21 protein-coding genes are annotated in these 21,106 nt (G+C 68.4%); 13 read left to right on the forward strand and 8 right to left on the reverse strand.

Annotation, left to right across the window (positions count from 1 at the left end):
- Together AC1D1G_RS03820 and AC1D1G_RS03825 are read left to right on the forward strand one after the other, a co-directional pair.
- On the forward strand, positions 1-463 hold a 463-nt coding region (locus AC1D1G_RS03820; protein WP_477951267.1), incomplete at its 5' end, for a TetR family transcriptional regulator C-terminal domain-containing protein.
- Entirely contained in the window at positions 460-1,419 is a 960-nt protein-coding gene (locus AC1D1G_RS03825; RefSeq protein WP_477951269.1) for a C-terminal binding protein, read from the forward strand. The genes AC1D1G_RS03820 and AC1D1G_RS03825, both read left to right, overlap by 4 nt.
- A gap of 28 nt (positions 1,420-1,447) precedes the next feature.
- Here the strand turns inward: AC1D1G_RS03825 and AC1D1G_RS03830 are convergent, their stop codons facing one another.
- Both AC1D1G_RS03830 and AC1D1G_RS03835 read right to left on the reverse strand, forming a co-directional pair.
- The gene (locus tag AC1D1G_RS03830; RefSeq protein WP_283330503.1) at positions 1,448-2,230 is read right to left on the reverse strand and encodes a class II aldolase/adducin family protein; all 783 of its coding nucleotides are present in this window, start codon (positions 2,228-2,230) and stop codon (positions 1,448-1,450) included.
- Between the two features lie 75 nt (positions 2,231-2,305).
- Positions 2,306-2,890 (reverse strand): TetR/AcrR family transcriptional regulator, encoded by a 585-nt coding sequence (locus AC1D1G_RS03835; RefSeq protein ID WP_128640024.1) that lies wholly within the window; start codon positions 2,888-2,890, stop codon positions 2,306-2,308.
- Positions 2,891-2,987: 97 nt separating this feature from the next.
- On the opposite strand from AC1D1G_RS03835, the gene AC1D1G_RS03840 reads away from it, so the two are divergent.
- The gene (locus AC1D1G_RS03840) at positions 2,988-4,385 is read left to right on the forward strand and encodes a cytochrome P450 (RefSeq protein WP_477951272.1); all 1,398 of its coding nucleotides are present in this window, start codon (positions 2,988-2,990) and stop codon (positions 4,383-4,385) included.
- Here AC1D1G_RS03840 and lhgO read toward each other — a convergent pair.
- Complete coding sequence (lhgO, locus tag AC1D1G_RS03845) at positions 4,382-5,584, reverse strand: L-2-hydroxyglutarate oxidase (protein ID WP_283352962.1); 1,203 nt, start codon at positions 5,582-5,584, stop codon at positions 4,382-4,384. The genes AC1D1G_RS03840 and lhgO overlap by 4 nt on opposite strands.
- A 44-nt stretch (positions 5,585-5,628) precedes the next feature.
- Here lhgO and AC1D1G_RS03850 point away from each other — a divergent pair, with 44 nt between their 5' ends.
- The 10 genes from AC1D1G_RS03850 to AC1D1G_RS03895 all read left to right on the forward strand — a co-directional run bounded on the left by AC1D1G_RS03850 (position 5,629) and on the right by AC1D1G_RS03895 (position 14,395).
- Positions 5,629-5,901, forward strand: a complete 273-nt coding sequence (locus AC1D1G_RS03850; protein WP_061042299.1) for a helix-turn-helix domain-containing protein — start codon at positions 5,629-5,631, stop codon at positions 5,899-5,901.
- Between the two features lie 80 nt (positions 5,902-5,981).
- A complete protein-coding gene (locus AC1D1G_RS03855; RefSeq protein ID WP_477951335.1) occupies positions 5,982-6,557 on the forward strand; it encodes an ATP-dependent Clp protease proteolytic subunit in 576 nt (191 codons plus the stop codon).
- Between the two features lie 146 nt (positions 6,558-6,703).
- Positions 6,704-9,010, forward strand: coding sequence for a carbamoyltransferase HypF (gene hypF / locus AC1D1G_RS03860; protein ID WP_477951274.1), 2,307 nt, complete (start codon positions 6,704-6,706; stop codon positions 9,008-9,010).
- Between the two features lie 44 nt (positions 9,011-9,054).
- Positions 9,055-9,804: a HypC/HybG/HupF family hydrogenase formation chaperone gene (locus tag AC1D1G_RS03865; RefSeq protein WP_016884043.1), complete on the forward strand. Its 750-nt coding sequence runs from the start codon at positions 9,055-9,057 to the stop codon at positions 9,802-9,804.
- The gene (locus AC1D1G_RS03870; RefSeq protein WP_283352960.1) at positions 9,801-10,493 is read left to right on the forward strand and encodes a D-sedoheptulose-7-phosphate isomerase; all 693 of its coding nucleotides are present in this window, start codon (positions 9,801-9,803) and stop codon (positions 10,491-10,493) included. The genes AC1D1G_RS03865 and AC1D1G_RS03870 overlap by 4 nt, the downstream gene beginning before the upstream one ends.
- Positions 10,490-11,590: a hydrogenase expression/formation protein HypE gene (hypE, locus tag AC1D1G_RS03875; protein WP_105416728.1), complete on the forward strand. Its 1,101-nt coding sequence runs from the start codon at positions 10,490-10,492 to the stop codon at positions 11,588-11,590. Before AC1D1G_RS03870 ends, hypE begins: the two co-directional genes overlap by 4 nt.
- Before the next feature lie 26 nt (positions 11,591-11,616).
- Positions 11,617-11,889, forward strand: a complete 273-nt coding sequence (locus tag AC1D1G_RS03880) for a HypC/HybG/HupF family hydrogenase formation chaperone (RefSeq protein ID WP_005244643.1) — start codon at positions 11,617-11,619, stop codon at positions 11,887-11,889.
- Between the two features lie 25 nt (positions 11,890-11,914).
- Positions 11,915-13,042, forward strand: coding sequence for a hydrogenase formation protein HypD (gene hypD / locus AC1D1G_RS03885; RefSeq protein ID WP_283352959.1), 1,128 nt, complete (start codon positions 11,915-11,917; stop codon positions 13,040-13,042).
- A gap of 24 nt (positions 13,043-13,066) precedes the next feature.
- A complete protein-coding gene (locus AC1D1G_RS03890) occupies positions 13,067-13,858 on the forward strand; it encodes a DUF6390 family protein (RefSeq protein WP_477951336.1) in 792 nt (263 codons plus the stop codon).
- Between the two features lie 36 nt (positions 13,859-13,894).
- Positions 13,895-14,395 carry a hypothetical protein gene (locus tag AC1D1G_RS03895; protein WP_283352958.1) on the forward strand — a complete coding sequence of 167 codons (501 nt, stop codon included), beginning with the start codon at positions 13,895-13,897 and terminating at the stop codon, positions 14,393-14,395.
- Positions 14,396-14,411: 16 nt separating this feature from the next.
- Here the strand turns inward: AC1D1G_RS03895 and AC1D1G_RS03900 are convergent, their stop codons facing one another.
- From AC1D1G_RS03900 to AC1D1G_RS03920, 5 genes are all read right to left on the reverse strand, one after another.
- Positions 14,412-15,179 carry a DeoR/GlpR family DNA-binding transcription regulator gene (locus AC1D1G_RS03900; RefSeq protein ID WP_283330498.1) on the reverse strand — a complete coding sequence of 256 codons (768 nt, stop codon included), beginning with the start codon at positions 15,177-15,179 and terminating at the stop codon, positions 14,412-14,414.
- An 11-nt stretch (positions 15,180-15,190) separates the two neighbouring features.
- Positions 15,191-17,419 (reverse strand): 4-hydroxythreonine-4-phosphate dehydrogenase PdxA, encoded by a 2,229-nt coding sequence (gene pdxA, locus AC1D1G_RS03905; protein ID WP_477951279.1) that lies wholly within the window; start codon positions 17,417-17,419, stop codon positions 15,191-15,193.
- A 76-nt stretch (positions 17,420-17,495) separates the two neighbouring features.
- Entirely contained in the window at positions 17,496-18,185 is a 690-nt protein-coding gene (locus AC1D1G_RS03910; RefSeq protein ID WP_283330496.1) for an SDR family NAD(P)-dependent oxidoreductase, read from the reverse strand.
- On the reverse strand, positions 18,182-19,411 hold the full coding sequence (locus AC1D1G_RS03915) for a sialidase family protein (RefSeq protein WP_283330495.1): 1,230 nt from the start codon (positions 19,409-19,411) through the stop codon (positions 18,182-18,184). The genes AC1D1G_RS03910 and AC1D1G_RS03915 overlap by 4 nt, the downstream gene beginning before the upstream one ends.
- Positions 19,412-19,469: 58 nt before the next feature.
- The gene (locus AC1D1G_RS03920; RefSeq protein ID WP_283352956.1) at positions 19,470-21,044 is read right to left on the reverse strand and encodes an ABC transporter substrate-binding protein; all 1,575 of its coding nucleotides are present in this window, start codon (positions 21,042-21,044) and stop codon (positions 19,470-19,472) included.
- Positions 21,045-21,106 lie beyond the last annotated feature (62 nt).

Here is a 21,106-nt window from a genome sequence, read left to right on the forward strand (position 1 = left end):
GCTCCTCGCGGCGCTGCGCCGGGCCGGCGACATCCAGGGCGACCGGTACCGCACGATCCTCGACGAGGAGGGCCCAGGCCCGATCGAGAAGCTGCGGAACATCACCGCCAGCATCCTGCCGCTCGACGAACGCCGACTGGCGATGACCCGCGTGTTCCTGTTCTTCTACGCGGAGGGTGCGGCCGAGGAAACGGCGCGCGGTGAGATCGCGGCCTTCCTCGCCCGCTGGCGGGGCGTCGTGCGCGAGTCGGTCGTCGCCGCACAGCGGGAGGGCACCGTCTCCACCGACCTCGACGCGGACGCCGTCACCGTCGCGCTGGTGGCACTGACCGACGGTCTTGCATTGCAGGCCATCCTGGATCCCGTTGTCATGGACGCGATCAGCGCGGAGGACGCCGCCGCCCGCTGCGTGGACGCCGCCGTACGACGGACCACCGAAGAAGCGGGAGCAGTAGGCAGATGACCGACCGCGTCGTCGTCCTCGACGACTTCATTCCGGCCGAAGAATTGTCCGATTCGCTTGCCGCCGCAGGTATTTCCGCGGACGTCGTGCACCAGTCCGAGTTCCCGTCCGGCCCTGGCGTCATCGCCCTGCTCGTGGGTCCGGAGAACACCGGACTCGAGCCCCGTCACCTGTCGGATCTCCCGGACCTGCGACTGCTGTCGGCCACGTCCGCCGGGTACGACCACCTGCCGGTGTCGGCGGCCCACGAACGCGGCCTCTGGGTCACGCGCGCGGTGGACTACTGCACCGAGGAGGTCGCAGACCACGCGCTCGCGCTCACCCTCGGACTGCTCCGATCCACCCACGCCCTCGACCGCTCCGTGCGTGCGGGCGGGTGGGACGTCACCGCCGCGCCGCCGCGGCGAATCGCGGGAACCGTGCTGGGCCTCTACGGTTTCGGCCGGATCGCCGCCGCTTTCGCACTGCGCGCCCGAGCCCTCGGGATGACCGTCCTCGTCAGCGGCCGCGGGCTGGGCGACCGCGCCGGGGAACTGGCGGCCGAGGGCATCGAGGTGGTCGGGTTCGAGGAACTGCTGCGCCGCTCCGACGTGCTGAGCCTGCACGTCCCCCTGACTTCCGAGACGCGGGGTCTGATCGACGAGCGGGCGCTGGCCGCGATGAAGCGCGGTGGGTATCTGGTGAACGTCTCCCGCGGCGGACTCGTCGACCACGACGCACTTGGCGCAGCACTACGCAGTGGACGCCTCGCGGGTGCGGCCGTCGATGTCCTTCCGAACGAACCTCCCGCACAGGACGATCCGATCCTGCAGATCCCGAACCTCGTGATCACCCCGCACGCCGCGTGGTACTCACCGCAGGTCGCTCGCACCCTGGCGCAGCAGTCGGCCCGCAATGTCGCGGCGGTCCTGACTGGCACATCCCCGGTGGGCGTCGTCGCCGCACCGGGGATGTGACCGCCCTGCCAGTCTCGGCAGGCCGCTGTCAGTCCTTGTAATCGGGGGCGGTCCGGTCCAGCATCCGCAGCAGCGCCGCCCACGCCATCTCGTAGGCCTGATCGTCGGTGTAGTCGTCCGTGGCCTCGCCGGCGAACTGGCGGGCGGTGTGCTCGGCGATCTCGGGCGACGGAACGCGCAGTTCACCCGACGCCTGGGCGGCGATCTGGATGTCACACGCCTTCTCCAGATAGAACATTCGCAGAAACGCCTCGGCGGCGGATTCGCCCACGGTGAGCAGTCCGTGATTGCGCAGGATCATCGCGGGATGGTCGCGGAGGTCCTCGACCAACCGCACGCGTTCGGCCGTGTTGAGGGCGATGCCCTCGTAGTCGTGGTAGCCGACCCGGTTGTAAAACTCCATCGAGATCTGGTTCAGCGGCAGCAGTCCATGCTCCTGCGCGGCCACCGCACACCCGGCCTTCGTGTGGGTGTGCAGCACGCACTGCGCGTCCGGCCGGGCCTCGTGAATCGCGCCGTGGATCACGAATCCCGCAGGGTTGACCTGATATTCGGACGGTTCGACGAGTTCGCCGTCGAGTCCGATCTTCACCAGGTTGGAGGCGGTGATTTCCTCGAAGAGCAGGCCGTACGGGTTGATGAGGAAATGATGTTCGGGCCCGGGAATCCGGACCGAGACGTGCGTGAAGATGAGGTCGGTCATCTTGAAATGCGCGAGCAGGCGGTACACCGCCGCGAGTTCACGACGCAGTTCCGCCTCGGTCTTCGCCGGGCTCGTTCGGCCCTGCGACGTAACGGTGGGTGCACTCATGCGGGATCTCCTTGATCACCGAAGGGATTTCGGCTTAAATATATCAACTGATTTATTTAAGTGCCAGCCCTCGGCTCAGTCGAGCCGCCCGCCCAGCATGCCCCGCAGGGAGCGCAGGCAGAGTTCACGTAGCTCGCCCTCGGCGATCGACGGGTGGTCGAGCCAGTCCATGCAGACGGCACGGACGAAGGCGATCCATCCGCGCACCGCGACGCCGACGAGTTCCCGCTCACTGTCGGGGGGATCGAGCGCGTCGACGATGCGGCGCTGCTGGGCATCGAGTTCCCGCTCGACGATGGCCCGGATGTCGGCGTCGGCCGACAGCGCGCCGTGGTTGATGGCCCGGACTCCGTGCCGGTGGCTCGCAACGTGCTCGAAGTACGCGTCGAGGCCGGCCGCGACCTGTTCCTCGACGGGGAGGGTGGAGTCGGGGGCCGTCACGTCGAGCAGTCGTTCGGATTCGCGTTCGACGATCGCGGCGAAGAAATCCCGTTTCGTCGGGAAGTAGTGGTACATCAATCCGCGCGACACCTCGGCGAGTTCGGCTACCTCCTCGATCCACACATCCTCGTAGGGGCGGTCCGCGAACAGCCGCGCGCCGATGTCGAGCAACTGCGCGCGCCGCTGCTCCGGGGCGAGTCGTCGGCGGGCGCTGGTCATGCCAGTCACCGTACTGCTTGACACCGGTTCAGTAAGGCGTACCTTGCGTACTAGACATCAATTCAGTAACGCAGGCCACATCGACACGGGGGTCGACATGAGCGTCGAATCACTGCACACCACGGCGGAGGCGACCATCCCGCATCCTCGATGGCGGCTTCCCGTCGTCGGCGACGTCTTCGGGATCAGCATCCGCACTCCGGTGCAGAATTCGATGGAGATCGGCAGAAAACTCGGGCCCATCTTCGAGCGCAACGTCCTCGGCAATCGGTTCGTGTTCGCCTCCGGTGCCGACATGGTCGCGGAACTCTCCGACGAATCCCGGTTCGCGAAACACCTGGCACCCGGCGTCGCGTCGCTGCGCGAGGTCGGCGGCGACGGGTTGTTCACCGCCTACAACCATGAGCCGAACTGGAGCAAAGCGCACAACCTCCTCGCCCCGGCGTTCACGAAATCCGCGATGCGGTCGTATCACCGCACGATGCTGGATGTCGCAGGCGAACTGACGGAGCACTGGGACGAGCGGGTGAACGGCTCCCCCGTCGACGTGTCCTCCGACATGACGAAGCTGACGCTCGAGACCATCGGCCGCACCGGTTTCAGCTATTCCTTCGACTCCTTCAGACGGGACCGGCCGCACCCGTTCGTGCAGGCGATGGTCGGTGCGCTGAGCCATTCGCAGCGCACCACGTTCGTGAAGTCCAGCGCGCTCGGACGCCTGCTGACGCGACGGTCGGATCGACGCAACGTCGCCAACCTGGAACACATGGCCGAGGTCGTCGACGAGGTGATTCGTGCCCGCCGCGACAGCACCGAGGACGGCCCCGAGGATCTGCTCGAACTCATGCTGCGGGCCGCCCGGGAGAACGACCCCCATCGGATCGACGAGTTGAACATCCGGCACCAGGTGGTGACGTTCCTGGTCGCGGGACACGAGACCACCTCCGGGGCACTGTCGTTCGCCCTGTACTACCTGTCGCGTCATCCCGACGTCCTCGCAAAGGCGCAGGCGGAGGTCGATGCGGTCTGGGGCGACGAAGAGCCCGCGTTCGAGCAGATCGCGAAGCTCCGCTACGTGCGCCGGGTGCTCGACGAATCGTTGCGGCTGTGGCCGACGGCCCCCGCGTACGGCAGGGAGGCGACCGTCGACACGACCCTCGTCGGCAAGTACCCGATGAAGGTCGGCGACTGGGTGCTCGTCCTCATCCCCGCCCTGCACCGCGACCCCGTGTGGGGTGACGATCCCGAGGCGTTCGACCCCGACCATTTCCTCCCCGAGCGCATCCGGTCCCGGCCCGCGCACGTGTACAAGCCGTTCGGGACCGGCGAGCGCGCCTGCATCGGACGACAGTTCGCCCTCCACGAGGCGGTCCTGGTTCTCGGCACGATCCTGCGGCGCTACGACATCGTGGGCGACTCGGACTATCGACTGAAGGTCGCCGAGCGCCTCACCCTCATGCCCGAGGGCTTCACGCTCCAGCTCCGCAGGCGCTAGACCCGGCGGGCCAGAACTTCCGTCACGACGTGTTCGGCGATGGCGAGGGACGACGTCGCACCCGGTGAGGGCGCGTTCCGGACGTGAACGACGCGTTCCGACCCGGTGATGACGAAGTCGTCCTCGAGGCTGCCGTCGGCGTTCATCGCCTGAGCGCGGATGCCCCGGGGTCCGCGGGTGACGTCGGAGCGGCACACGTCGGGCACGTACTTCTGCGCCTCCTTCACGAACTGGCCCGTGCTGAGGACGGTGCGGGCCTCGCGGACCGCCGCCGCGGTGTTGTGCACGGCGAACCGCCAGAACCCGGGAAACCCGACCGCCGACACCACGTCCGCCGCCGACCACCCCCGACGGTCGTACGCCTCCCGCCCGAAGGAGAGAAAGGCGTTCGGTCCGAGCATGATTCGCCCGTCGATTCGCTTGGTGAGGTGGACCCCGAGGAACGGGTACCGCGGATCCGGAACCGGGTAGATCAGCCCCTTCACGAGCGAGGACCGTTCGGGCTCGAGCAGGAAGTAGTCGCCGAAGAAGGGCACCACGCGAGGCGATCGCGGTTCACCCGACATCAGTGCCACCCGGTCGGACTGCAGTCCCGCGCACGTCACCACCAGGTCGAAGACCTCGCTGCCGTTCCGGGTGGTGACCACCGTTTCCGCGGTCCGGCTGTCCAGGCCCACGACCTCCCGGCCGAGGAGCACGCGTCCGCCCGCGGCGGCGATGTCCGCGGCGAGAGCCTCCGCGACCGCCACGTAGTCGATGATCGCGGTGTGCGGCGAGTGCACGGCGGCGACTCCGCGTGCGTGCGGTTCGATCTCGGGGATCTCCTCCCCCGCAACCTTGCGGATGCCGGGGACCCCGTTGGCGACCGCTCTGTCGAAGATGGCGTCCATCCGCGCAACTTCGGACGAGTCGTGGGCGACCACCACTTTGCCGCATTCCTCGTAGGCCACACCCTTGTCCTCCGCGTACTGCTGCAGGAGGGTGACACCACGGCGGCACAGGCGCGCTTTGAGGCTGCCCGGCGGGTAGTACAGGCCGGCGTGGACGACGCCGCTGTTGTGTCCGGTCTGGTGGGCCGCGACCCGGGTCTCCTTTTCGAACAGCGTCACCTCGACGGCGTCCATGCGGTGCAGAAGTTCCCGGGCGACCGCCAGACCGATGATGCCRCCGCCGATGACGGCGGCACGAACCTTCGCCATGAGCACCCCTCCGTATATACCGTTTTCGAGATACCATCGATGGTATGTCGACCACCCCTCGACGCACGTCTTTTCCCGGACTGGAGCACCTGTCCGATCGGCGTCGAGCGCTGCTGGACGAGCTCGTCACCACTCGCCGCGAGCGCGGCCTGACGCAGACGGAGATCGCCGCCCACATGGGCACGTCGCAATCGGCCGTGGCACGGCTCGAACGCGGCGACGTCGACCCCCGCCTGTCGACGCTCGAACGGTATGCGGAGGCCGTGGGCCGGACGGTCGACTGGACGATCTCAGCGCACCGGGAGTCATCACCATGATCTGGCCACCACCCACCCCACCACCGGTCCCGCCGTTTCACACCCCCTGGCAGCCGGACCCCCGGCAGCCGCCCGCCCCGATGCCCGTCACGTCCGTGCCCGCTCCCGCTCCCGGTCCCGACTGGCTGGCCGAGCGCCTGTTCGACAAACGGATCGTGTCGCTGACCGGCAGGCTCGACGCCGAGGCCACCAACCGCGCGGCGGCGTCGCTGGCACTGCTCGACGCCTCGGACGACGGGGAGGTCCAGCTGTGGCTGCACGGCGTCGACGCCGACATCGACGCGGCCGCGGTCCTCCTCGACACCCTCGATCTGATGGGCGTCCCGCTGCACATCCACTGCCGCGGCGACGTCCGGGGAATGGCGATCGCCCTCCTCGCGCCCGCCGACCGCCGGACGTCGGCGTCGCACGCCACGTTCCATCTCCGGGAACCGCAGACGTCCTGCACCGGTCCGGCGTCGGACGTCGCCGTCGCCGCCGAACACCACGAGCAGCAGCTGAGGAGGCTGCAGCAGCGGATCGCCGACTCCTGCGGGCGTCCCGTCGACACGGTGATCGGCGACATGCGGGACCACCGGATCCTCACCGCCGACGAGGCGCGCGACTACGGGCTGATCGACGCCGTCACCGGCGCACGCTCCGTCGACGGCGAGTAATCCGGCAGCCGCACTCCTTTTCGGCTCCCGCGCACGAATTCAGGCGCAATTTCGAGTGCGTGAACCGAGAAAGGGTGCGTCTGTGCGGCTGCCCGCCGCGAGGCGGGCTCTTGCGCCCCGCACCTCGACGGGGGAATCATCCGAGGATGACGGTCGAACGATCGCGCATCACGGTCCACGGGGTCGTGCAGGGGGTCGGCTTCCGCCCGTTCGTCGCGCGACTGGCCGACGACCTGGGACTGCACGGCCACTGCGGCAACGACGACGTCAGCGTGTTCATCGAGATAGAGGGCAAGTCGGCGTCGGTGTCCGAGTTCGTGCGCCGGCTCCGCACGGACGCGCCGCCGATGGCCGTGATCGTCGACGCGACCACTCAGCCCGTTCCGGTGCGCGGCGACGAGTCGTTCCGGATCATCGACAGCCGGCACGTCCCCGGCGCGCGGACGCTGGTGTCGCCGGACGTGGCGACGTGCGCGGATTGTCTTCGCGAACTGGCCGATCCGCACGATCGGCGGTTTCGCCATCCGTTCGTCAACTGCACCAACTGCGGCCCCCGGTTCACGGTGATCACCGACCTGCCCTACGACCGGCCCAACACCACGATGGCCGAGTTTCCGCTGTGCGCCGCGTGCCTCGCCGAGTACCGCGACCCCGCGGATCGACGGTTCCACGCCCAGCCGGTGTGCTGCCCCGACTGCGGTCCGCACCTGTTCGCCGAGGTCGACGGGCACCGGATCGACGGGGACGACGCCGTCCTCACCGCGGTGCAGGGGGCGTTGCGGGACGGCCGGATCGTGGCGGTCAAGGGCCTCGGCGGATTTCACCTCGTCTGCGATGCCGCCGACCCCACCGCCGTCGAGACTCTGCGGGCGCGCAAGCACCGCCCGGACAAGCCGTTCGCGGTGATGACCGCGGACCTGTCCGCCGCCGCCGAGTTGTGCGAGATCTCCGAGCCCGAGAGCGCCCTGCTGCGACACGCGGCACGGCCGATCCTGTTGCTGCACAAGAAGAACACTGCGCCGGTTGCCGACGGCATCGCGCCCGGGATCGACGACCTCGGCGTGATGCTCCCCTACACTCCGCTGCACCATCTCCTGTTCACCCGAACCCCCGGCAGCGACGTCGACCCTCCGCGGGTGCTGGTCATGACGTCCGGCAACCTGAGCGGAGAGCCCCTCTGTTTCGACAACGACGACGCCCGCACTCGACTGGCGGACATCGCCRACGTGTTCCTGATGCACGACCGCCGCATCGCGGTGCCCTGCGAGGATTCCGTGCTCGCGGTCGAGGCCGGGGCGGTGCTGCCGATCCGCCGCTCGCGCGGATTCGCACCGCTGCCCGTCGTGCTCCCCGCGCACGGCCCGGAGATCCTCGCGGTGGGCGCGGAGATCAAGAACACCTTCTGCCTGACCCGGCAGGACTACGCGTTCTGCTCGGCGCACCTCGGCGACATGGGCAGCCTGGAGAGTCAGCGCGCCTTCGAGACGTCGGTGCGGCAGTTGACGCATCTGCACGGCATCACCCCGGAGGCGGTGGTCGCCGACCGGCACCCCGGCTACTCGACGCACCACTGGGCCCGGCGCTACAGCGACAGGACCGGCGTCCCCCTGCTCACCGTGCAGCACCACCACGCGCACGTCGCGTCGCTGATGGCCGAACACGGACTGGTCGGGACGACGGTGCTCGGTGTCGCGTTCGACGGGACCGGGTACGGCTGCGACACCACCGTGTGGGGCGGCGAACTCCTCCTCGTCGGCCCGAACATCCTCGACACGAGGCGGGTGGGGCACATCCAGCCCTTCTCGTTGCCGGGCGGTGACGCCGCCGTCCGGAATCCGGTGCGGGTGGCGCTGGCTCTGCTGCACGAGTGCGGGATCACCGACGTCGACGGGTTGCCGTGCGTGGAGGCGATCCCCACCGCGGAACGCGCGGCCGTGGAGTCGCAACTGCAGTCGGGTCTCGGTTGTGTCAGGACGACGAGCGCGGGCCGCCTGTTCGACGGCGTCGCGTCGCTGCTCGGGGTCCGGCACCGGGTCACCTACGAGGCGCAGGCCGCCATCGAACTCGAGGCCCTCGCCCGGACCGCCCTCCACCCGGCTCCCCTGGCCATGGACGTGGAGAACGACCAGCTCAGGCTGCCTCCTCTGGTGTCCGGACTGGTCGCCGGACTCCGCGACGGGACCCCGCCCGCTGCGCTCGCACTGGGCTTCCACCATGCCCTCGCCGCCGCCACCGCCCGCCTCGTCGACCGGGCCGCCACCGCGACCGGCGCGTCGACGATCGGACTCACCGGAGGAGTCTTTCAAAACCGTTTATTCCTCGCACTGGTGAGAGCACACTGGGAGAGCAGCGGTTATCGAGTCCTCACCCACCACCGGGTGCCTCCCAACGACGGAGGACTCTCCCTCGGCCAGGCGGTGATCGGTGCCGCGGCAACCATGCGCGGACCGTGACGTCGGCAGCCCCCGACCGGCCGGTCCGGGACGGGAGCTAGTGAATGACCACCACCGCAGAGGCGGGCGGGCACCTTGTCGACACGGACCTGTCTGCGGATCTCGCCGCCGCAGCATTGTCACTCGCCCGCAGATTCCATGACGGCGCGACGCTCTGGGTGATCTCACCCCAGTGGGAACCGCACGCCCATCACGTCGCCGTCGAATTCGTGCATCCCGTGATCATGGGCAAACGGGCGCTGCCGTCGGTGGCACTCGTCGAACCCGATCCGGTGGCGCAGGCCCGGGTGGCGAGCAGGCCCGGCGACATCCTGCTGGCCGTGGCGTCGGCGAACGAACCCGCCGTCGTCGACGCGATGCGCCGCGCACCGGCGTGGGGCGCGATGACGCTGTGGATCGGGGCAGGCCCCCGACCTCCGGCCGGTGCGGCGAACCACATCCTCTGGGTCGACTCGGAGGATCCGATGGTCCCGGCCACCGGGCGGTTCGTCCTCATGTACCACCTGCTGTGGGAACTCACCCACGTCTGCTTCGAGCACTCGGGACTGCTGAAGCCCGACGCCGAGGAGTGCGACGAGACGGTCTGCGTCACGTGCAGCGACGAGGGGCGTCTCGGTGAGGTGGTGATCGAGCCGGCCGAACCGCTCGGACCCGCCCTGGTCCGCACCGCCGCGGGTGAGGAGTGGGTGGACGTCAGCGTCCTCGGCGACGTCCAGCCCAACGACCTCGTCCTGGTGCACGCGGGTGCCGCGATCACGCGACTCGACGACGCCGGTCAGGAGGCGAACCGATGACGACACACGACTCGGAGAGCACCAGCTTCCTCTACCCGTTCATCGACTCGGAGGAAACCGACGCCCAGAGCCTCCTCGACGACCTCGCCGCCTCCGCGCGGGGGAAGGCCGCCGAGAGCGCTCGCCTGCAGAAGGAGTCCCTCGACGAGTACGGCGACGGCCTGATGGCTGCCGGCATCGACATGGCCGACAGGTTCCGTCGCGGCGGCCGGCTCTACACGTTCGGCAACGGTGGCAGCTCTACCGACGCCGCCACGCTGGCATCGCTGTTCAGCCGTCCCGCCCGCGGACGCCCGGTGGCGGCGTGGTCGCTCGCCGCCGATCAGGCGGTGGTGACGGCGCTCGGCAACGACGTCGGCTTCGATCTGATCTTCAAGCGGCAGATCATCGCGCACGCCCGGGACCGCGACGTCGCGATCGCACTGTCGACGTCGGGCAACTCCGACGACCTGATGACCGCGCTCACCGAGGCGAAACAGCGGGGGCTGCTGACCATCGGGTTCGCCGGGCACGAGGGCGGCCGGATGGCGGCGATGGCGTCCGCCGGCGAACTCGACTTCTGCTACACCGTCCACTCGCAGAGCATCCACCGGATCCAGGAGAGCCACGCGATGCTCGGGTACCGGCTGTGGTCGGTGGCCCAGGAACACATGACGCGGCCCGCTCCCAACTCCGTGGAGGCTTCATGAGCACCACCGAACCGGCCACCTCGGCGGAACGCGAAGACCGGGTCCTCGAGCGGATCGACAAGTTCCGGCAACGCCGGCCGCGGCTGCTGGACGAGGTGGTGACCCTCGCTCACGGTGCGGGCGGGAAGTCGTCGGCGGCCCTCGTCGACGCGGTGTTCGTCGAGGCGTTCCGCAACGAGGAACTCGAGCAACTCGGTGACGCGGCCGCGCTCACCATGCCCTCGGGTGAGCGGCTCGCGTTCTCCACCGACTCGTACGTGGTTCAGCCACTGCGTTTTCCCGGCGGTTCCATCGGGCATCTCGCGGTGCACGGGACCGTGAACGATCTCGCCGTGTCCGGTGCGCGCCCGCAGTGGTTGTCCGCGGCGTTCGTCATCGAGGAGGGTTTCCCGATCGCCGAACTACGGGAGATCGTCGCCGACATGAGCGAGGCGGCCGTCCTGTCCGGCGTGCAGATCGTCACCGGCGACACCAAGGTCGTCGGCAAGGGCGCCGCCGACGGCGTCTACATCTCCACCGCCGGTGTCGGTGTCATCCCGGAGGGCAGGCGGCTGTCGGCCGATCTCGTGCGCGCCGGCGACAAGGTTCTGTTGTCGGGAACCATCGGCGCCCACGGCATGGCGGTCATGCTCGCCCGCGGTGACCTCGCCATCGAGGCCGACATCGCCTCCGACACCGCCCCGGTGAACGCGCTGGTGGAGACGCTTCTGAAGGCGGCCCCGTCGACGCGGTGGATGCGGGACGCCACCCGCGGCGGCGTCGGCACCGTGTGCAACGAACTCGCTCACGCCTGCCAGCTCGCCGTGATCGTGGACGAGCAGTCCCTGCCCATCGAGCCGCAGGTGCTGGGCGCCTGCGACATGCTCGGCATCGACCCGCTGTACGTCGCGAACGAGGGGAAGTTCGTCGCCGTCGTCGCGGCGGACGAGGCGGATGCGGCCGTCGCGGCGATGCGAGCCCACCCGAGGGGAGCCGATGCCACCGTGGTCGGCGAGATCCTGGCCGAACCGCCCGGCATCGTCGCACTGCGAACCTCGTTCGGCGGCAGCCGGATCGTCGACATGCTCGTCGGTGACCCGCTCCCCCGAATCTGCTGAAGAACAGCCCGAGAAGGAGAACCACGATGTGTCTGGGGATACCCGGTCAGGTGGTCGACATCGTCGACGCCGAACAGCATCTGGCCAAAGTGGACGTGAACGGCGTCCAGAGAACGATCAGTGTGCGACTGCTCGCCGAAGAAGGTCTCGTCGTCGGTGACTGGGTGCTCGTGCACGTCGGTTTCGCGATGGCGAAGATCGACGAGATCGAGGCGCAGCTGACGCTGGATCAGGTGCAGAAGATGGGCGCCGACTACGTGAACGAGATCGACGCGTTCAACTCGTCCGAAATCGCGTGACTACAGCAAGAACGAGGTAACAGGGATGAAGTTCGTCGACGAATTCCGGGACCCGGCGGCAGCTCGCGCCCTGGTCAAATCCATCACCGAACTGGCCCGTGGCGACGAGTTCAAGTTCATGGAGGTGTGCGGCGGGCACACCCACACCATCTACCGTCACGGCATCGAGCATCTCCTGCCGGAATCGGTCGAACTGGTGCACGGACCGGGATGTCCGGTCTGCGTCATCCCCATGGGCCGTGTCGACGACGCCATGTGGCTGGCCGAACAGCCCGGCGTCATCTTCACCACGTTCGGCGACATGATGCGGGTGCCCGGATCCAAGGGCAATCTCATCGAGGCCAAGGCCCGCGGCGCGGACGTCCGCTTCGTGTACTCGCCGCTGGACGCGCTGAAGGTGGCGCTCGACAATCCCGACCACCAGGTGGTGTTCTTCGCCGTCGGGTTCGAGACGACGGCGCCGTCCACCGCGGTGACGTTGGTGCGCGCGCGGGCGCTGGGCGTGAAGAACTTCAGTGTGTTCTGCAATCACGTCACGATCGTGCCGCCGATCAAGGCGATCCTCGAGTCCCCCGACCTGCGGTTGTCGGGCTTCCTCGGCCCGGGCCACGTGTCCACCGTGGTGGGACTGCGGCCGTACCGGTTCGTGTCCGAGGCGTACGGCAAACCGATGGTGGTCGCGGGCTTCGAGCCACTCGACATCCTCGCGTCGGTGCACATGCTGCTCCAGCAGATCCGGGAGGGCCGCTGCGAGATCGAGAACCAGTACAAGAGGGTGGTGCGCGCGGAGGGCAACGTGCAGGCACTGAAACTGATGGCCGAGACGTTCGAACTGCGGCCGCACTTCGAATGGCGTGGGCTCGGTTTCATTTCGCAGAGCGCGCTCAAGGTCCACCGCAACTACGCCGAGTTCGACGCCGAGGAGAAGTTCTCGATGCCGGGTGTGCGGGTGGCGGATCCGAAGGCGTGCCAGTGCGGTGAGGTCCTCAAGGGCGTCATCAAACCGTGGGAATGCAAGGTGTTCGGGACGGCGTGCACACCGGAGACGCCGATCGGCACGTGCATGGTGTCCCCCGAGGGCGCGTGCGCCGCGTACTACAACTTCGGCCGGCTCCACCGCGAGACGGCGCAATTGCTGGGTCAGCGAGGCTGACCGGTGATGCCGCGCGAACACACGATGCCGTCCGGGCACCGTGTGTTCGCGCACTACGCGCACGCCCCGAATGCCCTGGGCTACTGCGGCCCTCCCGGCTCTGAGCGACTACAGGCGGTCGCGTGCGGTGGGGCGCCGGACACCGACGTGGTGGCGCTGGCGAAGCAGTTCAGCGGTGCCTGGCCGTACCAGGAGGTGATCGCCAAGCTCGCCGGAATCCCGGACCCCTTGGACGAGAGGGTTGTTCGAGCCTACTGGACCTCGGACGAACTCTCGGGCCGCATCGATCGCGCGGAGTTCGGCGCGGCACTGCTCGCCCGCCTCGCGTCGCAGGCCGGCCACTACTGGAAGCACCTCACCGAGGACCTGCTCGGGGAGGCGGCCCCCACCCACAACTTTCACGTGTTCGGCGTGTACCCGTGGTCGCGACTACTGGACACCGGGATGCCGCAGCCGCTGCAGGTTCTCGACTCGTGCCGCATCCGCTGGGGTGAGGTGGTCGGTCTCGATCACGATCGTGCCGTCGTCCGGTCGCGCCGCCTGTCGTGGGACGGCACCCGGCTGTCGCTCGGGGCCGAGCAGGACGACCCGGCCGACTACCGCGTGCCCGAGGGGGCTTTCGTGAACGACCTCACCGTGGGCGACCAGGTGGCGGTGCACTGGGATTTCGTGTGCGACCGTCTCGCCCCCGATCGGGTGGACCGGTTGCGCGAGCAGACGGAATGGCAACTTGCACAGACCAATCAGCGTCTGCTTCGGCAGGCGACCCCGTCCTCGCGGAAACGGACCGACACGAACGTTTCCCAGCTACCATGACTGGAACCCACGGCCTGTGGCCGGATCGGAGCCGACATGAAGAAGATTCTGAACTCGCTGTCCGAAGAAGAGTTCGTCCTGATCCGCGAGACCAAGAAGGCTCAGATGGCCGACTTGGACGAGGACAAGCTGATCAAATTGCACACCCGCGTCCGCCGTGCCCGCAACAAGCACGTGAAGCTGTACCGCCAGGAAGGCGCGGCGACGGTCGCGGACAAGGGCGCGCGCGGAGCCGGTAAGGCGGCCAACAAGCGCAATGCCGACAAGGTGGAAGTCTTCGAGGCAGCGCTGAGCAGGGTGAGCGGCCAGTTGGCGACGGCTGCCCGTGCAAGCGCACGCGACCTGAAGGACGCGCGACTCGCCCGCGCCCGGAGCGACGCCCCGTCCTTCAGCGGGCTCGGCGACAGCGACGGCAAGGTCGGCTCGTCCGGCAAGGCGCGCGTCGACGCCACCCGGAAATCCTCCGGCCGCAAGAAGTTCGAAGCATCCACCATCGCCGCAGGCGCACGGCGGCAAGCGAAGAAGGACAAGCGATAAGTCCCGTCGTCCTGCGTCAGACGCGCACCACCCGCATCCCCGCGGCTTCGAAAGACGCCGTCTCCCCGGTGTCGGCCGAGTCGTCGGTGACGATCGTGGTTCCCGGAGGGATCGGCGCCCACGCGTGGAACGGGCGTTGCCCGAGCTTCGCGGCGTGCGCGAGCACGTACACCTGGTCGGCGCGGGCAATCATGATCTCCTTGAGGCGCGTCTGCTCCAGCTCTGCCTCACAGATCCCCAGATCCGCGGTGACGGCGTCCGCGCCGAGAAACGCGCGATCGAACGTGACGCGTTGGAGCGTGGCCTCGGCCAACGGTCCGACGAACCCCTGACTGAGGTGGCGGAGTGTGCCGCCGATGCACTCGACCCGCACGGAGTCCGCGTCGGCCAGCGATTCGAGGGCGGTCAGACCGGCCGCGATGACGGTGATGCCGTCGATCTCACGGAGAAATTCCCCCATCGCACCCACGGTGGTGCCGGCGTCGAGCAGGATGGTCTCGCCCGGCCGGACCTGGCTCGCGGCCCATTCCGCGATCGCGCGCTTCGCGTCGAAACCCTCGAGAGCGCGCTGACGGAGTGACGATTCCTGATGGGGGTCGAGCGCGATCGCGCCACCGTAGGTCCGGGCGATCAGACCCTGGGACGTCAGTTGGCTCAGGTCCCGCCGGATAGTGGAGGCGGTGACACCGAACTGCGCCGACAGGTCGTCGACACTGGCCAACCCGCTCGACCGGGCCAGTCGCACGATCTCGGATCGGCGTGCTTCCGACTCGCGAACCGCCATGTCTCGTCCCCCTACTTCACAACCGCTGTGCTGGTTGCCAATTCGGCAGCCTGACGAAGAGCTTCGACCATACTACCGGCCTCCGCAATACCCTTGCCCGCGATGTCGAAGGCGGTGCCGTGGTCGACGGAGGTCCGGATGACGGGCAGTCCCACCGTGATGTTGACCCCTGCCTCGATGCCGAGGACCTTCACCGGCCCGTGCCCCTGGTCGTGATACATCGCCACGATGAGGTCGTAGTCGCCGCGTCCCGCGAGGAAGAATGCGGTATCCGCAGGCAAGGGTCCGTGCACGTCGATGCCGTCCGCCTTCAGCACCTCGACCGCCGGAATGATCTTCTGCTCTTCTTCTCCGTAGCCGAACAACCCGTGTTCGCCGGCGTGCGGGTTGATGCCACACACCCCGATCTTGGGCTCCGGGATTCCGGAGCGCACCAGCGCCTCGTGCCCACGCCGGATCGTCCGCTCGACGAGCCCGGGTTCGATCTTCGCGACAGCGTCGAGCAGGCCGATGTGGGTGGTCACGTGGATCACCTTCAGCTTGGGCGTCGACAGCATCATCGACACCTCCTCGGTGCCGGTGAGGTGCGCGAGAAGTTCCGTGTGCCCCGGGAAGATGTGCCCGGCGGCGTGCAGCGCCTCCTTGTTGAGCGGGGCCGTGCAGATGGCCTGCACCTCCCCCCGCACCGCGAGCTCGCTGGCGACCCGGATGTACTCGTATGCCGCGTGACCGGCGACCGGAGACAGTTCGCCCCACGCCAGATCGTCGGGGAGGAGGTCGAGATCGATGACGTTGACGCGCCCGGGTATCGACTGCGCGTCCGCGACCGACTCGACAGTCACGATGTCGACGTCGATGCCGAGCACATTCGCCGCCAGACGCAGCCGCTTCGCGTCGCCGATGACGATCGGCGTGCACCAGGACAGGGTGGCCTCGTCCAGCAAGGCGGGGACGATCACCTCAGGGCCGATTCCGGCGCCGTCGCCCATGGTGACGGCAACGACGGGAAGGTTCGCGGTATCAGTTGACGCTGTCATGTGAGGTCCTCGCTGTGTGGGGGAATGGGTGGGCGGCTGATCGCCGCGCAGGTAGGCCGCGATCGCGGAGAGACTGGTCTCGTCGCCGAAGCTTCCGGGCCTCGTGACGACGCGCCGTCCATCGGATGCCAGGGAGACGACCGCGCCGTGGTGCACTTCATGGACCGGCCGGAGTGACGTGATCTCCAATGCGTCGACGACGGCACGCGCCGTCTCACCGCCTGTGAGCACGAGGTCGGGTCTGCGGTCACGCTGCACGGCTCCGGCCAACCGGCCGAGTGCTGCCGACAACGTGCGGGCGTTCGACGGGTCCACGTCTCCGGTGACAGTGACGACAGCGTGGCCGTCGTCGAGAGCGAGCCGGAGTCGGGTCGTGTCCACCTCGCCGCGGAGAAGTTCTGTCGCCTCGACCGGAACGTGCCGGACTCCATCGGCAACCAGCGACGCAACCTGTTGTACGGCAACGGGTTCTGCAGTCCCGACGACTATCAGGACGGATTCCGCCTGCCCGGCCCCAGTCGTCGGGACGTGCCCGAGTGGCAGCGTCCGCGCCACCGCCGCCGCGAGAGCGGAAGTCCCGACCAGTCGCACTCCGCTGATTGCCCGGCAGGCGCGGACGATCGAGTCGAGATCCTCGTCGGTCTCGACGTCGCAGACCGCGATGGCACCGACTGACGCCGCGCGGGTGAGCGCCTCTTCGACACCGGGACCGCGGTTCACGCACTGCGTGAGGCTGTCCGGAAACAGTTCGGCGATCGACTCCGGCGGCGGCGTGAATTCCGCCGACCACACCCCGGCCCGATGGAGCGGCGTCGCTCCGACGTGGACCACGCCGTGGCGGACGCTCCGGTGAAGCGCCGGCAGGCCTGCGGCCACAACCACCGGGCCGGTTTCAGCGAGGATTCCCACCTCGGGCCCGATGTTTCCGCGGAGAAGTGAATCGATCTTCTTCACCACCAGTGCGTCGGACGGAACTCGAGCGATCGCGTGTCGCACCGTGCGGGCCGCGTCGTCCGGGCTCATCGATCGGGTGTCGAGATCCGCGATGACGACTGCACCCGGTTCGTACGTTTCGGCGGCACCGAGAAGCAGCGACACGGGTGCACTCCGCCCGAGGAACGCACTCGCCACCTCGGCCGCGCCGGACAGGTCGTCGGCGAAGACCGCGACGGTCGGATGGGATCCGATCGATTTCGGTCTCATGATGCCGCCTCCGCCCGAGTTAATGCGCGTTTCGTGCATTTGATGGTAACAGTAATGCGCATTTCGCGCAGACTGTTCACAGCGAGGCTCCCGCGCATTGCACGATCGCCTGACCCGTGATGCTCCCGCCGTGCGGGCCCAGCAGGAATCCGATCAGCCCGGCCACCTCGTCCGGGGTGATGAATCGCCCCAGCGGTGGAACTCGCGGAGGCGTAGACGTGCGTGCCGGATCGTTCAGCATCGGGGTGTCCGTCGGGCCCGGGGCGACCACGTTGACCGTGATCGCCCGGTCCACCAACTCCGCGGCCCAGGACCGCGACATCCCCACGAGCGCCGACTTGGTGGCGACGTACTGACTCTTGCCCGCCGCTCCCGACATCGTGCGACTGCCGACCAGGACCACCCGGCCGCCATCGCGCATCGACGGAGCAAGTGCGTTGACGAGAACCTCGGCGGCTGCGACATGAATCCGCCACATCTTCAGGCCGTCGTTGACCTGCAGCTTCCCGAGAGGCGCGGAGGATTGCAGGCCGGCGGCGTGCACGACGGCATCCACCGAGCCGACGGCGGCCGCCTGCTCCGACAGTGCGTCGAGGTCGCCCAGGTCGACGGCCGTCCAGGAGAATCGGTCGTCGTCGATGCCGGGGTCGCGTCGGCTGAATCCCGTGACCGACCACCCGTCGCGCAGAAGGTGCCGGGCGGTGGCAGCGCCGATGCCGGAGCTGGCCCCGGTCACGACGGCCCTCTTCGAGTCGCCGTCCGTCACGACCGGCTCCCGTCGGCCAGCCAGCCCTGATCGAGCTCGACGTACTCGATCGCCTGCCGGAATCGGGTGAACGCCACGTGCAGGACGCCGTCGTGTCCGGCGGCGATGCTGGGGTACGAGTATTCGCGGTTCAGTCCGTCGCGAGAATTGTTGGACAGGCAGTACCCGTCGCCGATCTCGATGTCGCGGCGGGTCGGCCAGGTTCGGCCACCGTCCTCGGACATCGCCAGCGTCATCGGGGCGCGAGGTGCACCCCAGAACGCGCTGCGGCTGTCGCCGTCGTCGAGCGGCTCCGGCTCCGCGGCTGCCTGTTCGGGCACTCCGTCGGCGAGGCCGTCGTCGTCGATCTCGTCGTACAGGGACGTCCGCCGCGCGGTGGCGTTCGCTGCACTGGATTCGTTGAATACCAGGGCGAGACGGTCGTCCGGGAGCACGACGAACTGTATGGACGAGTTGTTGTTGGGGAGCTCGGTGGCTTCCGGCTCGGTCCAGGTATCGCCGTCGTCCGTCGAGACGCTGCGGTAGATCGAGTCAGCCCAGCGGCTGCGGTAGAGGGCCACGAGGGTGCCGTCGGCGAGGCGGCCGATGTTCATGTGCACGCAGCCGACGCTGCCCGGCACGACCACCTCGCGCCAGGACTCGCCGTGGTCGTCGGAGATCATCACGCTGCTGTAGTCGCGATCGCCGACCCACTTGCGGCCCTCGATACGGACGCAGTGGAACACGGGAAGCAGAAGCCGCCCGGTCGGGAGTGCGACCACGGGCTGTCGTACGAACACACCACCGGCGTCGGTCTCCGGCAGCAGTGTATGCGCCTCGCCCCACGTTCGGCCGCCGTCCGCGGACACGCGTCGCATGACGCGCGCCGTGTCCTGATTGCCGGCGTGCTGGGACGTCCACAGCAACCACACGGTTCCCGTATTCGTCACGTAGAGAACGGGATTCTGTTCCGACCTCGTCGGATCGTCGGACAGCTGCACCGGCTCGGACCATGCGTCCGCATCCGGGGCGAGCCGGGAGAACCAGACACTGATGTCCGGAACGCCCTCCTGGGTGCCCGCGAACCACACGCACCCGAGCGATCCGTCCGGCAGAACGGTGAGATTCGCCGCGTGGTTCTGCACCTGCGGTGCGGGAAGCAGGGCGTCGCGCCGACCCGCCTCGGCGATGTCACGTACGGCGCCGTCGGGGAGTCGGGTATCGGTTGCGGAACTCGGTGTGGTCATCTGCGTCTCCAGTGCGTGAACGGGGGCGGGCGAGTTGTCGGTGGCGGTCACGTCACGTCTAGGCACGCAGCGCCGCAACACCGAGGTCGTAGGAGTTCGTGGGGCGCAACGCGACACCGTCGATGCGTGAGCGGCGCGCGAGAACCGCCTTCGGAACGAACGCCCACAGGCACGGGCACGTGTCCCAGATCCGGCGTTGCGCGTCCGCGAGGAGTTCGGCACGCCGGACGGCGTCTGCCTCCTCCGAGGCCTGGGTGATGGTCCGGGTGATCTCGGGAAAGATGTACCCGTGATAGGTGTCCCGGGTCGCTTCCTTCTCCGCCGTGCCGGCGTACATGCCCTGCATGATGGTCAGGGCCAGACCGGTCGGGCTCGGGAAGCCGTTGCCCAGCACGTCCCAGTCGCCGACCTTGCCCTGCCGCCACTGCGAGATGTCGCCACCGGGTTCGAACTGCTGGAGGGTGGTTCGCACGCCGACCGCGGACAGCATCTGCAGCACCGACTCCATGATGTCGGTGTCGGCCGCGAACTCGCCTGTCTCCCAGATGATCTTCAGCTCGAGATCGCGGACACCGAGGGCGTCGAGTTCGCCACGGGCACGGGCCGGGTCGTAGCTGTACTCGCCGGTCTCGACCGCACCGTCGAGGGTGAGGGGAATAACCCCGCGTGACTGGGTGGCGGAGCCCTGCAGGACCTGGTCGACGAGGGCCCGCCCGTCGATCGCATATGTCAGAGCCCTGCGCACCCGAGCGTCGGCCAGCGGGTGCCCCTGCGGCTTTCGGAAGTTGAAGAAGAGCTGATTCAGTCGGACGCCGTCGATCCGATCGATCGAGACACCCGACAGCCCGGCGAGCTGGTCGGCCGCGTCCGGGGTGATGGAGTCGATCACGTCGACCTCCCCACTCCGCAACGTCACGACGCGGTTCGACTCGTCCGGAACGAAGCGGACGCGCACCGATTCGATCAGCGCGGGTGTCCCCCAGTAATTCTCGCTGCGCACCAGGGTGTAATTTCCGGTGCCGCGGTCGCTCTCCGTCACGACGTATGGTCCGGTCCCCACACCGGACTGCAGTTCCTCCGGCACGTTCGCGGCCGCCGGGGTGATGAGGATGTTCGACATGAGGTAATCGAGGACCGGGACGGGTCGCTGGGTGTTCAGGGTGAAGCTGGTGTCGTCGATCTGCTCGACCGTGGGCCACTCGGGGAAGAATCCGCCGACGAACGAGCCGTCGACCTGGCTGTACATCTGCAGGGCTGTCGCGACGTCCTGCACCTGCACCGGGGTGCCGTCCGAATAGCGGACGCCGGGACGCAGGTGCACGAACCACTGGGTGGGTGCGACGAGTTCGAATCGGTCGGCCAGCACCAGCTGGGGTCGCAGGTCCCGGTCGATCTCGGTAAGGGCCTGCCGCACTCCCCGCTGCACCGTCAGCGCGGCATCGAACTGGTTCAGCTTGTTGTCGAGGCTCACGAGCGAGCGGTTGAGGGCCAGACTCACGGTCTTCGGTCCGGGCGTTCCGGTCGGCGTCGCGCATCCCGCTGCGGATCCGAGTGTGAGGCCGGCTCCGAGCAGGAGACCCGACCTGAGCAGCGTTCTCCTCGAAAAGCGCTGTTCGAATAGAGAATTGGTCATCATCGACCTCTCGGGACTATGGGTATGGGGCGCAGCGATCAGGCACGGCGCGAGGTGGTTGC

The organism is Rhodococcus sp. P3_B8 (assembly GCF_056402775.1).